This is a genomic window from Qipengyuania qiaonensis (genome assembly GCF_019711515.1).
In the GTDB taxonomy this organism is placed as follows: domain Bacteria; phylum Pseudomonadota; class Alphaproteobacteria; order Sphingomonadales; family Sphingomonadaceae; genus Qipengyuania; species Qipengyuania qiaonensis.
Window position 1 is genome coordinate 160,987 of the sequence record NZ_JAIGNO010000004.1, and the last position, 13,588, is coordinate 174,574.

General features: G+C 63.4%; 15 protein-coding genes. 8 read left to right on the forward strand and 7 right to left on the reverse strand.

The genetic code is table 11. The features are described 5' to 3' along the window. Positions 1-15: 15 nt before the first annotated feature. From K3174_RS08420 to K3174_RS08430, 3 genes are all read right to left on the reverse strand, one after another. Positions 16-756: a thioredoxin domain-containing protein gene (locus K3174_RS08420; RefSeq protein ID WP_221557814.1), complete on the reverse strand. Its 741-nt coding sequence runs from the start codon at positions 754-756 to the stop codon at positions 16-18. 109 nt (positions 757-865) lie between these two features. Beyond that, positions 866-1,573 (reverse strand): thioredoxin domain-containing protein, encoded by a 708-nt coding sequence (locus K3174_RS08425; protein ID WP_221557815.1) that lies wholly within the window; start codon positions 1,571-1,573, stop codon positions 866-868. Further along, positions 1,570-2,115 carry a DUF721 domain-containing protein gene (locus K3174_RS08430; protein ID WP_221557816.1) on the reverse strand — a complete coding sequence of 182 codons (546 nt, stop codon included), beginning with the start codon at positions 2,113-2,115 and terminating at the stop codon, positions 1,570-1,572. The genes K3174_RS08425 and K3174_RS08430 overlap by 4 nt, the downstream gene beginning before the upstream one ends. 14 nt (positions 2,116-2,129) lie before the next feature. Between K3174_RS08430 and K3174_RS08435 the strand changes: the two genes are divergently transcribed. Continuing rightward, complete coding sequence (locus K3174_RS08435; RefSeq protein WP_221557817.1) at positions 2,130-3,152, forward strand: A/G-specific adenine glycosylase; 1,023 nt, start codon at positions 2,130-2,132, stop codon at positions 3,150-3,152. On the opposite strand, the gene K3174_RS08440 is transcribed toward K3174_RS08435, so the two are convergent. After that, on the reverse strand, positions 3,149-3,370 hold the full coding sequence (locus K3174_RS08440) for a hypothetical protein (protein WP_221557818.1): 222 nt from the start codon (positions 3,368-3,370) through the stop codon (positions 3,149-3,151). The genes K3174_RS08435 and K3174_RS08440 overlap by 4 nt on opposite strands. Positions 3,371-3,478: 108 nt before the next feature. Between K3174_RS08440 and K3174_RS08445 the strand changes: the two genes are divergently transcribed. From K3174_RS08445 to K3174_RS08465, 5 genes are all read left to right on the forward strand, one after another. Beyond that, complete coding sequence (locus K3174_RS08445) at positions 3,479-4,789, forward strand: serine hydrolase domain-containing protein (protein ID WP_221557819.1); 1,311 nt, start codon at positions 3,479-3,481, stop codon at positions 4,787-4,789. Between the two features lie 78 nt (positions 4,790-4,867). Beyond that, positions 4,868-5,650: an NAD(+) diphosphatase gene (gene nudC, locus K3174_RS08450; protein ID WP_247712039.1), complete on the forward strand. Its 783-nt coding sequence runs from the start codon at positions 4,868-4,870 to the stop codon at positions 5,648-5,650. Continuing rightward, positions 5,647-6,330, forward strand: coding sequence for a DsbA family oxidoreductase (locus K3174_RS08455; RefSeq protein WP_221557821.1), 684 nt, complete (start codon positions 5,647-5,649; stop codon positions 6,328-6,330). The genes nudC and K3174_RS08455 overlap by 4 nt, the downstream gene beginning before the upstream one ends. Beyond that, positions 6,327-7,115 (forward strand): SDR family NAD(P)-dependent oxidoreductase, encoded by a 789-nt coding sequence (locus K3174_RS08460; RefSeq protein WP_221557822.1) that lies wholly within the window; start codon positions 6,327-6,329, stop codon positions 7,113-7,115. The genes K3174_RS08455 and K3174_RS08460 overlap by 4 nt, the downstream gene beginning before the upstream one ends. 106 nt (positions 7,116-7,221) lie before the next feature. Beyond that, entirely contained in the window at positions 7,222-8,145 is a 924-nt protein-coding gene (locus K3174_RS08465) for a hypothetical protein (RefSeq protein ID WP_221557823.1), read from the forward strand. Between the two features lie 54 nt (positions 8,146-8,199). Here the strand turns inward: K3174_RS08465 and K3174_RS08470 are convergent, their stop codons facing one another. The 3 genes from K3174_RS08470 to mgtE all read right to left on the reverse strand — a co-directional run bounded on the left by K3174_RS08470 (position 8,200) and on the right by mgtE (position 12,231). Further along, the gene (locus K3174_RS08470) at positions 8,200-9,984 is read right to left on the reverse strand and encodes a methyl-accepting chemotaxis protein (protein ID WP_221557824.1); all 1,785 of its coding nucleotides are present in this window, start codon (positions 9,982-9,984) and stop codon (positions 8,200-8,202) included. 170 nt (positions 9,985-10,154) lie between these two features. Beyond that, on the reverse strand, positions 10,155-10,544 hold the full coding sequence (locus K3174_RS08475; RefSeq protein WP_221557825.1) for a DUF1489 family protein: 390 nt from the start codon (positions 10,542-10,544) through the stop codon (positions 10,155-10,157). Between the two features lie 238 nt (positions 10,545-10,782). Then, positions 10,783-12,231 (reverse strand): magnesium transporter, encoded by a 1,449-nt coding sequence (mgtE, locus tag K3174_RS08480; protein WP_221557826.1) that lies wholly within the window; start codon positions 12,229-12,231, stop codon positions 10,783-10,785. A gap of 101 nt (positions 12,232-12,332) precedes the next feature. Between mgtE and K3174_RS08485 the strand changes: the two genes are divergently transcribed. Both K3174_RS08485 and K3174_RS08495 read left to right on the forward strand, forming a co-directional pair. Next, positions 12,333-12,794, forward strand: coding sequence for a peptidylprolyl isomerase (locus tag K3174_RS08485; RefSeq protein WP_221557827.1), 462 nt, complete (start codon positions 12,333-12,335; stop codon positions 12,792-12,794). A gap of 489 nt (positions 12,795-13,283) precedes the next feature. Next, the gene (locus tag K3174_RS08495) at positions 13,284-13,583 is read left to right on the forward strand and encodes a hypothetical protein (protein ID WP_221557828.1); all 300 of its coding nucleotides are present in this window, start codon (positions 13,284-13,286) and stop codon (positions 13,581-13,583) included. Positions 13,584-13,588 lie beyond the last annotated feature (5 nt).

The following is a 13,588-nucleotide window of genomic DNA, read 5'->3' on the forward strand; positions in this document are numbered from 1 at the left end:
CCCCCCAGGCCGGCCTTACCTGGCGCCGGCGCGCTGGAGAATGGGCTCCAGAGCTGCCCAGGTATTGGCATCGACATCGCGGTCGTTGAGCTTGAAAGTCGGTGTGCCCGAAATATCGAATTCACTGCCGTAGCGCTGCGTGTAATCGGCCATTGCCTCCAGCTTGCCGACATCGGCGAGGCACTGCCGACCTTGGTCTTCGCTGATCCCGCGCGCAGCGAAGAAATCGAGATAGCCCATCTGTTCGGCGGCGACTACGAAGCGCTCTTCCATCGGGCGTTGCATGGCCGCTTCGAATGCGGCCTGGTTGGTCTGGATCGGCTGCATGATCGTTTCGTAATTGGCCCAGACCTGATCCGACAGGGGCACCGCGGCTTCGACCGGACCGCATTGGGTCATCTGCTGGAGCAGCAGGTCGAGCGGACCGTGGATCGCGAATTGGCGCAGTTCGAAGCTCACGACGCCTGTATCCACGTACTCCATCAGCGGCTCGCCGCCCTCCATCGAGAAACGCGCGCAAGTGGGGCAGGTGAGCGAACCGTATTCGATGAGCTTCAATGGGGCATCGGGATTGCCGACGAGGACACCGCCAGCTTCGGTCATGACTGCCGTACTGCGCCATTCGGTACCTTCAGGCGCGGCGATAGCGGCGATGGCCTCGCCTTCGATCTCACCGCTTTCCTCCGTAGCCGAACCGCAGGCGGCCAGCGCCAGTGCGAGCGGGGCGGCAAGGGCGAAACGCAAGGTCTTGGTCATGAAATTCCTCGTATGTGGGCTGGAAAGGCTAGGCCGGGGAAGGCGCAGAAGGGAAGGCGTGCATATGCGTATCCACAGGGCTTTCCCCGAAAAACAGGCGTGCGACGCGTTAAGTGGCGTCCTTCAGGCGCTTCTCGAGCGAAGGCCAGTCATGCGTGCCTTCGAGCAGTTCGCCGTCGAGCACGAAGCTGGGTGTGCCCTTGAGACCATATCTCTGTACATCGGCAGCCGACGTATCGGCCAGGACCTTGGCCTTTGCCTCGTCGGACAGACAGCGGTCGAGGTCGGCGCGCCGGTACCCGCGCGTTTCCATGATCTCGTAGAAATCCAGGTCATTGGCGATCGCCTGAAGCCGCGCCGAAAGCGTGCCGAACTGCCAGCGCGAACGCTGCGCCTGTGTGGCGGTGCGCGCCTTTTCGATCCACTCGTCGTAGCGATACATGATCGCCTCGTGATTGCCTCCGAACTTCTTCGCCTCGCCGCAATGGGTCAGCAGCGTGGCGGTCAGGTCCACCGGATCGCGGATCAAATGGCGGATTTCGTAGCTGACCTTGCCCGTCGGGACATGGGAGAGCTTGATGGCCGCATCTCCCTTGCGCGCAAACGTGGCGCAGTGCGAGCACGTATAGCTCATGAACTCGACCAGCTTCGTTTCCGCGTCCGGATTGCCGAACAGGTGGCCGCCATCGGTCTCGTCGAGCATGCCTGCCCAGTTCCCGCCGGGCTTGATCAGCCGCCCCTGGGCATGGGCGCCAAGAGCCAGGGTACTGGCCCCGACGAGCGCCAATGCCGCCATGGTCACCGATTTGATCTTCACGTGTTCTCGTCCCCGTTGTCTTGCGATCCAAGGCTGCGTGCGAGCGATTCCAGCACGGTGCGTAGCTCCGGATCACCGATATCGCGCAAGCTGTCGCCCAATTCCATTGGAATCGGCTTCAGCGAAGGTGGCGCTTTGGGCTTGGTCCTGCCCGGCGGTGGCTTAACGTCGCCTTGCCGCAGCTTGATGCGTGCGACGGCGCGATAACCGAAAAAGCGGTTCACCCGCTCGATGATTTCCGGGATGACCTGCTGAACCAGGGGCGCATGTGCGGGCTTCACCACCAGATGCATGATGCCTTCCGACTTCTCGCCCGGCGGGAAGCGGATCATTTCCGGTGTGCAGGTTCTGGCATGCACTTCCCCGACGATCTCCGGCCAGCGGCTCACCACGGAGCTCTGTACGAAGCCGAAGCGGCGAAAGGCACTGCGGCCGATCTGAGGCATGAGATCGCTGATCGGCTTGGCGCCGCCACCGCGCGGACGGCTGTAGTGTTTCGATCCCGATTTCGTCTTGTCGCTTCCCATGTCGTCGAACCTCATGCCATAGGCGGGCCGTGGCCGCCACTGTCTCCGAAACTTTGCTCGACTGGTACGACACGCATGCCCGCGATCTGCCCTGGCGCGCGCGTCCGGGTACACCAGCGCCCGATCCCTATCGCGTGTGGCTGTCGGAAGTCATGCTGCAGCAGACCACGGTGGCGGCGGTTAAGCCGTATTTCGAGGCGTTCACGACTCGCTGGCCGGATGTGTCATCGCTTGCCGCCGCGCCCGAAGAGGACATCATGGCGGCATGGGCAGGGCTCGGATATTATTCGCGGGCCCGCAATCTGGTCAAATGCGCGGCAGCGGTGGCCCAGCGTGGTGGCTTCCCGGAAACGGAGGAAGGCTTGCGCGATCTTCCCGGGCTCGGCCCTTACACGGCCGCCGCGATCGCTGCGATTGCCTTCGGCGAACGCGCCGTGGTCGTCGATGCCAATGTCGAGAGAGTTGTGGCGCGTCTGTTCGCGATCGAGGATCCGTTGCCTGGCGCACGCAAGGCTATCCGCGTCGCCGCCGATGCGATCACTCCGGACCGGCGCGCTGGCGACTTCGCGCAGGCGATGATGGATTTGGGCGCGACGATCTGCACCTCGCGCGATCCGAAATGCCTGCTCTGTCCGTTGACGCAAAGCTGCGAGGCGCGGGCCGCGGGCGACCCGGCGCGCCTGCCGCTCAAGGCTCGGAAGAAGGACAAACCTGTGCGTCAGGGCCGTGCCTACTGGATCGAGCGCAATGGCACGGTCTGGCTGGTCCGGCGCGCGGGCAAGGGCATGCTTGGCGGTATGCGGGCACTTCCCGACGATGGCTGGAATTCACGCTCCGATGGCTCGGATGAAGCCCCCTTGGCCGGAATATGGGAAAGCGCCGGCCTGGTGCGTCACGCATTCACGCATTTCGCACTCGAGCTGTCGGTGCTCGTCAATCGAGGATCGGAACAACCGAAGGGCGAGGGCGAATGGTGGCCGCTCGACCGGCTGGAAGAAGCGGGTCTGCCGACCCTGTTCGCCAAAGCCGCGCGGCTGGTACTGGCGAGCTAGATGATTCCGCCGCCGATGCTCAGGCGCACGGCCGCGATCAGCAGCACGACCAGGCAGAAATTGCGCCCGCCATTGCTCGATGAAAGCTGGCCGAGGATGACCCCGATCACGATCAGCGGCAGCGCGAACCAGTTGGCCCAGCCCAGCAGGGGAATGGTCGCCGGAATGACGACGACCAGAGAGACGAGTCCGAGCAGGATCGAAAGCAGGTTCAGCATGTGTCCTATATGGGTAGAACACTGGGTAAATGCAACAGTTTCAATTCGCAATTGACGCTCCTGCGCCACTCCCGCACAAACCTTGCAACAAATTCCGGAGAGACACGAATGGCCTATCGCGAATTCGACACCCCCAACTTGTCACGCCGTGCGCTTCTGCGCGGCGGCGCCTGGCTTACCGCGGGAGCGGCATTGGCAGGGGTGCCGATGGGCCGGATGGCCTTCGCTCGTGAGGCCGGGGCCGAATGGCAGAGTGTCGGTGCCATGGTCCAGAAATACGTGTCCGAGCGCAAGGTCGCCAATATGATCGCGACGCTTGGCTGGGGCGACAAGGATCCGCTCTATATCGCGCGCGGCACTCTGGCGCTGGGCGGGCAGGTCAAGGCCGACGCGGACAGCCTCTATCGGATCTATTCGATGACCAAACCGATCACGGGCATGGCGGCCATGATGCTGGTGGAAGACGGCAAGCTGGGGCTCGACCAGCCGATCGCCGAACTGCTGCCCGCCTATTCCAGGATGCAGGTGCAGAAGACCTATGACGGATCGATCACCGATCTCGTCCCTGCCGAACGCCCGATCACGGTGCGCCACCTGCTCACCCATACTGCGGGCCTTGGCTACAATATCGTCCAGAAAGGACCGATTAGCGCCGCCTATACCGGGCAAGGCCTGGTTCCCGGACAGGTCAGCCGTATCCCGATCCCCGGCCTCGGTCGGTCCGTGGCGGTCGCCGGTCTGGACGTTTTCGCCGATCGTCTGGCCAAGATGCCGCTGGTGCTTCAGCCGGGTAGCAAGTGGAGCTATTCGGTCGGGCTCGACCTGATGGGCCGGGTGATCGAAGTGGCATCGGGCATGAAGTTCGACGAGTTTCTGCGCACGCAGATATTTGAGCCTACCGGAATGACCAGCACATGGTTTACCGTGCCGGAGAGTGAAGTCGGGCGCTTCACCACGAACTACGGCATCATGAACGGAACGCCGCTGCCGATGGACCCGGCCAGGGCCTCCATCTATCTCGACAAGCCGCCATTCCCGTTCGGCGGGGCGGGGTTGGTATCCACCGCGCGCGACTATGACCGCTTCCTCAAGATGCTGCTCGGCTATGGTATGATCGACGGCAAGCGGGTGATGGGCGAAGAGGCGGTAAGGCTCGGCACATCGAACCTGTTGCCGGAAACCGCAACCACGGCGGGCACGTGGATCGAAGGCCAGGGCTTCGGCGCTGGCGGGCGTGTCTCCAACGACGCCTATGGTTGGGGCGGTGCGGCCGGGACGGTCGCGTTTGTCAGCCATAAGGCCGGCCTGCGCGCCAATCTGATGACGCAATACATGCCGTCGGAAGCTTACCCGATCCACGAAGGGTTCCCCAAGGCCGTCATGGCGGATCTTGCCGCAATGCAGGGGGCGAAGAGCTAGCACGTGCTGTCCTTTACCGGCTCGCGCCTCGATCGCGCCGACCATGTCCGCGCCGATCCGGATCGGCTGGCGGGTTACATGAACTGGAAAGCGCGGCTGCTGGCGCTCGATGGGCTGATGCCGTCGCTCGACGATGGCGGCCGGCTGGCTTGGGGTACGCTGGCCGATGCCCTCGAGGATGCCGAGCTGTGCTTCCTCGGCCTCGACGAAGGCAAGGCCTGTTTCGCCGCCGTTCCGCCCCGCGGGGACGCCAGCCCGCGCATGGCCAATCCGCAGCTCTGGTCGCTGATGGCGACACTCCAGCCAGACGATCTTGCGCTCTATGGCGGGGCGCGTAGCCTGATCGATTGGCATGCGCGGCATCGGTTCTGCGCGCAATGCGGGGGCGACACGAAGCTCGCCAAGGGCGGCTGGCAGCGCGATTGCACCCAATGCGGGGCGAGCCATTTTCCGCGCACCGATCCGGTCACGATCATGCTGGTCGAACATGAGGGCCGGTTGATGCTGGGCCGCGGCCTCGGCTGGCCCGAGGGCCGCTTTTCCGCGCTCGCGGGTTTCGTCGAACCCGGCGAGAGCATCGAGGAGGCGGTGGCGCGCGAAGTGCTGGAAGAATCGGGCGTGCGGGTGCGTGACGTCACCTATGTCGCAAGCCAGCCCTGGCCCTTTCCGAGCCAGCTCATGATCGGCTGCCACAGCCACGCCGACAGCGACGAGCTGACCATCGACGAAACCGAAATGGCCGAGGTCAATTTCTACAGCAGGGACGACGTGCTGGCAGCGCTCGACGGGAAGGGCCCCTTCGTGGCGCCGCCGCCGCATGCTATAGCGCATCACCTGATGCATTGGTGGGTGAAACGATGAGCGAACCGAGAAAGCTGAGGATCGATATCTGGTCCGACGTCATGTGCCCCTGGTGCCTGGTGGGGTGGGGCGCCCTGCAAAAGGGGCTCGGCCTGCTCGACGGGGAAATCGAGGCGGAGGTGCATTGGCACGCCTTCGAACTCAATCCCGACATGCCGCCCGAAGGCGAGGAAAGCACGGCGCATATCGCGCGCAAATACGGGTCCACGCCCGCACAGTCGAAAGCCGTACAGGGCCGCATGCGCGAGGCGGCGCAGGGCGCGGGCGTGTCGCTTGACTATGACGGCCCCGAGCCCGAACCCCAGCGCTGGATGTGGAACACGTTCGACGCGCACAAGCTGCTCACCTGGGCGGGTGAGGAATACGGACCGGTCAAGCAGACCGAACTCAAGCTTGCGCTGTTCCGCGCGCATTTCAACCTCCGCCGCAAGATCGCCGATAGCGAGGTATTGCTCGACATTGCCGAAAGCGTCGGCTTGGACCGCGCGCGCGCCGAAGCGGCACTGGCGAGCGAGGAAGTCGCTCAAAAGGTCCGGGCCGAGGAACGCGCCGCGTGGGACCTCAACATCACCGGAGTTCCGGCGATGATCGTCGAGAACAAATTCATGATCCCCGGCGCGCAGCCGCCCGAAGCCTATGCCGATGCGTTGCGCCGCGTGGCGGACAAAATTCCCGCATGAGCGAATGGCTGCCGGCAAGCGCGGTCATCACCGGTGGGGCTTCGGGAATCGGTCTGGCTGTCGCACACAGGCTCGCGCAGCGCGGCGTGCGGATCATGCTCGCAGACTTGCCGGGCACGGCGCTGGAAGATGCGGTAGCCGCGATCGATGGCGCGCTGGCGCAGCCATGCGACGTGTCCGATCCGAAACAGGTCGATAGTCTGGCCGATGCGGCGTTCGATGCCTTCGGCACAGTCGAGCTGCTGATGAACAATGCCGGTGCCGGCGGGCCGCGCGGCAAGTTGTGGGATATCGACCCGGAACAGGCGCGCCGTCATTTCGATGTCAATGTCTGGGGCGTCTGGCACGGCTGCCGCGCCTTCGCCCCGCGCATGATCGAACAAGACGTGCCGAGCGCGATCTACAACACCGGCAGCGAGAACAGCTTCTTCTGCGCCGTGCCGCAGACCGCCGCCTATATCGCCGGCAAACACGCCGTCCTTGGCCTGACGGAAAGCCTGCGCGAAGACCTTCCCGCCCATGTGCATGCCGGCACGATCGTTCCTGGCTGGGTGTTCACCGGCTTCGGCGATGCGCGGGTCATGCAATACGGAATGGACCTCGACGACTATGCCGATCTCATCGTCCCGCAACTGCTGGCGCGGCGGCGCTTCGTGGTCAGTCACCGCTCGAATCTCAGGCGCGTCGACGAGCGTATGGAAGCTCTGCGCATCAGCTATGCCGATTTCGGCACCGATGACGAGAACGATGTGCGCGACGTCATCGCCCATCTGACGAGCCCCTAGCTCGGGCGGCCTGCACCGGATCGACGAATTCGCGCGAGCGCGCACAAAGATCGCGCAGAGTTGCCATGTATTTTGCGTCTCACCCGTTTTTCCATGGAGATTTTCGATGAACCGCAGGGAAGGTATGTTCGGCATGTTGGCCGGTCTGCTGGGCGCGACTGCGCGAGCAAACCCCAACCCTGTTCCCGCTGCGCCGGGCACACCGGCAACTTTGCGCGAGGCAATACCGGCCGATTATCTGGCCGCATTCAGCGATCGGCCGCATGGTTCAGGCCCGCCCGGGCTTTATCTGTCATCCTATCTCGACTGGCACAGGTTGCTCCTGCTGCGCCCTGATGGCCGGTATCACTTGCTGTTCTGGAAGATCGACCGTTTCAGTTTCGAGCGGGTCGACATGCGCGATTACTCCGGCCGCTATCGGGTGGTTTCGACCAGGGATGGCGATGAGCGGGTGGTCTTGGATATCGGATCGAAAGAATTGAAGAACGGGGCAGATGCGCGGGACGAGCTTTTGCTGTTCATGCGTTCCGGCAACACAAAATATCTCCTGAGAGAAACGGATCTGCAGCACATGGCATACAGTATTCGGGAGAATGGGAGACTCGATCAGAGCGATAACTATCTGTTCGAAGCGGCCTTGTCCGATCCGTTCGTCGAGGAGCCGTATGAAGGTCGCACGGCTCCACCGGTCGAGGATTTGCCGCATGCCCTCCGCAAACTGGTCACAGCGCCGCCTCTCCGGATGACCATCACCGAAGTCGACGACATTGAAGAGGAAGACATTGGAGAGGTCGATGACTACGACACAACGGTCATGTGCACGTTGAGTCTCGGCGAGGAAAACGGCCTCTACATGAACATGCCCCTGTTCTCGCCCAAAGAAAGCGATCGCCAGCTCCGCGGATGGGTCTGGCGGATGCATCCGACCAATTGCCGCGCCGGGATCAAGTGTACCACCGATGCCGACGGCCGCATTATAGACGGACCGGTCGTGGGCGATGTGCTCACGACGGCAGCGCCGAACGACTGAGCCTGATTCACCTTCCGGCGTAACCGGAGCAAACGAAGCCCCGAATTCGGCAATCTAGGCCGCCCGCACCGAATCCACGAATTCGCGCGAACGGGCGTCCAGATCGTGGGCCGTGCCGTCCAGCGTGTCGGCCGATGCCAGCACCTGTTCGGCAGCGGCTCCGGTACAACGCGCCATCTGGCCGATCTGCGCGATGCTGCTGCCGATATTGTCGACGCCACTGGCGGCAAGATCGAGATTGCGCGCCAGTTCGCGGCTCGAAACCGATTGCTCGTCGACCGCCTGGGCGATGGCCGTCGCGGTCAATTCGACCTCGCGAATACGCTCGCCGATCTGCGCCAGCGCGTCGACGCTTTCGCGGCTCATTGCCTGCATGCCGACGATGCGCGAGGCCACATTGCCCGTTGCCTCGCGGGTCTGGCGGGCCAGTTCCTTCACTTCGGAGGCGACCACGGCGAAACCTCGTCCCGCCTCTCCGCCGCGCGCCGCTTCGATCGAGGCGTTGAGTGCGAGCAAGTTGGTCCGGTCGGCAATCGCCCCGATCAGGTCGACCACTTCGCCGATTTCTTCCGCCACGGCGGCCAGTTCGGCCATCTTGCCGTCGGCCAGTTCGGCTGAATGGCGGGCATCCTGCACGACCCGGGCGGAATTTCCGGCCTGGCGGCCGATCTCCGCGATCGACATGGCGAACTGATCGCTCGCCGCAGCGGCCGCGGTAACGCCGATCTGCGTTTCCGACATGTCCTGCGATACCTGCTCGACGAAGCCGATGGTCTGCGTCGCGGCACCGGCCATGTCGCTCGACGTCGATTGCAGTTCGCGCGAGGCCTGCGACACGCTGCCGGCGACTTCGCCGACACCGCCGCGGAAGTTGTCGACCAGGCGACGCAGGATCGCATTCTGTTCGTCGCGTGCTTTGCGCTGCAGATCCGCCAGCGCATCGGCGCTTTCGCGGAACACCACCAGCGCGCGGGCCATTTCGCCGATCTCGTCCTCGCGACCGGTGCCGGGGATGGCGATCGACCGGTCGCCGCCTGCAAGCCGGGTCATTGCGCCGGTAATCTCGGCCAGCGTACCGGAGACCTGCCGCGACAGCGCCTGGGCTCCGAAATGGGCAAGCAGGATACAGCCCGCGATCAGCGCCAGGGCGACGATCATTGTCCAGGCTTGCAGCTTTTGAAGCGATTTCTGTGCCGCATCGGACTGCGCAATCAGCTCTGCTTCGATCCCGGCCGCCTGCTGTGCAAGCTGGTTGCCGCTGATGTCGATCGCATCGGCCAGCGCATCGCCGGTGGTCGATGGACCATGCGCGCCGATCGAGGATTGCAGCGCGCGCAACTCGGGTTCGAAACCTTCGACCTGCGTCACCAGCCATTCCATCTTGGCCTGCGATTCGGTGTCGCCGCCCTCCATGGCGATGGTATCGTTGATTTCGCCGTGAGCGCGCTCGAGCGTCGCAAAAGCCGAAGCGATCGTGTCGGCATCCCCGCCGGCGGCATAGCGCGACGCGAAATAGCGGCTTTCGGCAATGGAGGTCGCCAGTTGCGATGCGGCCATGGCACGTGATGCGGTGACGCCGGCCTGATTGGACCGTGCGGTGAGGGTGGCCTGCGCGCCGCCGAGTATCGCGCCGAGAAGGACGAGCATCAGCGTGAAAGAGATGGCGAAGGCGCGGACCTTGCCCGAGATGCTGGCGCGCCTGAGGCCGAAATGGCCGAACAGGCTATTGGCCGGTCCTGCGGAAGAATCGGCGTCGATCGATTTGTCCACGCTTTCGGTTTCGGGTTCCGGATCGACCTCGCGGACGAAGGCATCGGCGAAAATCGGCTGGGCGGTCATGGGGGTCGCTGCGCTGTTGAAGTCAACCGCGCACTACGCTGGCCGACTTACCAATGCGTAAACCATATCATCAAAAGATACACAAAAGCAGATACTTAATACTGAAACCTCAAAGTCGCGCCATTGTCACAATCGTTTGAAAACAGCTATTTGTGCAATGCGGTACGAAATCAGATCAGTCCGAGCCGTTCCAGCTTTCCGGCAAGCTTTCCCGGCAGGGCATCGCCGATGTCTTCGCCCTCGGCCAGATCGCGCGGGGGATCGCCCTTGAGATAGCGCCAGCCCTGATGCGCGCGCTTGGGGCGGGGGTGAACGCGGACAAGCTCGGGCTTGAGGTCGATCGACCAGCGTCCATCCGCCGTCTCGCTGAAACCGATGATTTCGCTGCGCGCCACGATGCTGTGCTGGTGGATCCAGTAGAGCGATCCGCCGATGCACTGCTCCCACTTGGTCGGGCGATAGCGCGTGGTCAGGTTGGGGCTGCGCCGCTGCGCGTACCAGCTTTCGATATCGCCATAGCTCTGGGCGCCGAAAGCGATCTTGGTGAGGTTGAGCGGCATAGGGAGGATGTAACCACTCTGGCCCAAACCTCAACCGTCGCCCCGGACTTGATCCGGGGTGACGTAGCCAATGTATTTGGAATTGCCCTTTCCTACATGGACCGCCCGGTTGCACACTGCCGCGATGCCGTTTGCCCAAGCCTCTCCAGCCCCGCAACTCCGCCACTTCCGCCAGCTTGCGCACCCCGAACTTTTTCCCGCCCTGGACAGTGTAACAGGCGGTCCATGTCTCGCCGGATCAGCCCACGATGCCGCTCGCCACGGCCAGGCCGAGGAAGGCGAAGAAGCCCATCGAATCGGTGATCATCGTCACGAACACGCTGCTCGCCACCGCCGGGTCCTGGTCGAGCCGGTCGAAGGCGACCGGCACCAGCACGCCCGCCAGCCCTGCCGTAACCACGTTGATGACCATGGCCAGCGCGATCACGCCGCCGAGCATGGGGGTGAAGATTGCGCCCGTGGCCAAGCCGATCAGCACCGCGATGGTCACGCCGTTGAGCAGTGCCACGCGCATCTCGCGCAGCAGGATGCGCCGCGTATTGCTGCGCGTCAGCTGGTTGGTGGCGATGGCGCGTACCGTCACCGCCATGGTCTGGGTGCCTGCATTGCCGCCGATGCTGGCGACGATCGGCATCAGCACGGCGAGGGCGACCAGTTGTTCGATCGCCGCCCCGAACAGTGCGATGATGAGCGACGCCACCAGCGCCGTGCCGAGATTGGCGATCAGCCAGCGCACGCGCGCTGAGTAAGCCTCGCGAATCGGTTCGTTGATGTCGCCATCGCCCGCGCCGCTCATCAGCAGAGCGTCTTCGCCCGCTTCTTCGGAGATGATGTGGACCACGTCGTCCACCGTCATCTGGCCCACCAGCCGCTCGTTCTCGTCGACCACGGCGGCGCTGATGAGGTTGTACTTCTGGAACATCAGTCCGACCTCTTCCTGGTCGAGCGTGACCGGAATCAGCGTCTGGTCGCGCTTCATCACATCGGCCAGGGCGATGTTGCGCGGCGCACGCAGCACCCAGGACAGCGCGCAGGTGCCGACCGGGTGGTGCTTCTCGTCCACAACGAAGACTTCGAAGAACTCGTCCGGCAGGTCGCGCCCGTCGCGCAGGTAATCGATCAGGTCGCCGACCGTCAGATGTTCGGGCACCGCCACGAACTCGCGGCTCATCAGGCGCCCGGCGGTCTCTTCGGGATAGGACAGGGCGGACTGGATCGCGATCCGGTCTTCCAGCTCCACCTCGGCCAGGATGGCGCGCTGGTCTTCCTCGTCCAGATCCTCGATCAGCTGGACCGCATCGTCGGTTTCGAGCTGGTCGACGATCTGCGCTACCGCTTCGGGCGGCAGCGCTTCCATCATCCCCTCGCGGACATAGTCGTTGAGTTCGGCGACCACGTCCGACGTCATCAGATCGGTGATCGCCGCGGCCAGCTGGTGGCGTTCCCGCGGCTCCATCAGCTCGAGCAGGTCGGCGATATCGGCGGGGTGGAGCGGTTCGACCAGCTCGTAGACCGCCTTGGTATCGCCTTCCTCGAGCGCATCTTCGACCGACCGGACGAATTCGGGCTTGAGGATGTTCTCCTCGTCCATCCGGTCGTCGTCGATACGGTCGTCCGGGCGCCCCTCGGCAGCCGGCGGATCGGCCAGCATCACGTCGTCTTCGGGAGGGCGCGTCTCGTCGGCCATGGCTTGCGGTCTAGGCGGGCAGGGCGGGATTGCAAGCAGAGGGTGACAGGCTCTGCACAATCCCTATGTAGGCGCCAACCGAATTACAGGAGACACTACTCATGGCCGACAAGCTGACCTTCACTCTCGACACCGGCGACGGCGACAACAAGGACGTGGTCATCAAGCTGCGCCCCGACCTTGCGCCCGGCCATGTCGAGCGGATCACCGAACTGGCCGGCGAAGGCTTCTATAACGGCGTCGTGTTCCACCGCGTGATCCCCGGCTTCATGGCGCAGGGCGGCGATCCGACCGGCACCGGCATGGGCGGCAGCGAAAAGCCCGACCTCAAGGCCGAATTCAACAGCGAACCGCACACTCGCGGCACCTGCTCGATGGCCCGCACCCAGGTGCCCGACAGCGCCAACAGCCAGTTCTTCATCTGCTTTGACGACGCTGAATTCCTCGATGGTCAGTACACCGTCTGGGGCCAGGTCGAGAGCGGCATGGAGCACATCGACGCACTGCCCAAGGGCGAGCCGCCGCGCGAACCGGGCAAGATCGTGAAGGCTGTTGTTGGCTGATGCAAATTGCGTAATTAGCAATAGCGAGCGAAACGATTATTCTCTAAGAATAATGGCGAAGAGGGAAGTGGCGCCTCGATCCCTTTCGGAAGGGGACCGAACTTGCTGACCGGCTGCTCCGACTTCCCTCTTCTATCCCACGCTAGGATTCGTGAGATTGTTAGCATTGTGCGTCCGTTACAGGATGAGTAGCAAGGGAAAACGTGGCACAAAAAGTGAACTGTGCCTGTGGATAGTGGGGGCAAAACCTGTTTACGGTCAAATAGCGTGGCATACTTCTCCATGTTGAAGTCGGTCGGCCACCAGCGTAAAGCGCCCCCTCCCATGAAACCGACCACCGACCTCAAGACACCTAAAGGGTCAAGAACTTCGGCTGCCAGATGAACGTCTGTGACGGCGAGCGCATGGCCAACATGCTGGACAAGCGCGGTATCGTGCCTCCGGTGAAGGCGACGGCTGTTGGCTGATACCGATTAGGGGGCACGCGCGATGGGTGACTTGCTGATCTTTGGTGCGGTGCTGTTCCTGGGCTATTCCGCGGGCTATTTCGGGAAACGACCGACGGTCCTTCCCGGTTGGTTGCGACATCTGGTTGCCTTGCCATTGCCGATATGGCTGTTGCTCGCGGTCTACCTGCTTGACGCGCAAGAGCGGGACGCCGGCCAGCAGGGAGACGAGCTGATTTGGTTTTTCGTTCTGCTGCTGATGGTATCGCCGGGGATCATCTGCTGGGTCGTCGGCTATTTGGTCGGCGCCACAAGAGACAATCAAGTGGAACCCGTTGTCTGACTTCT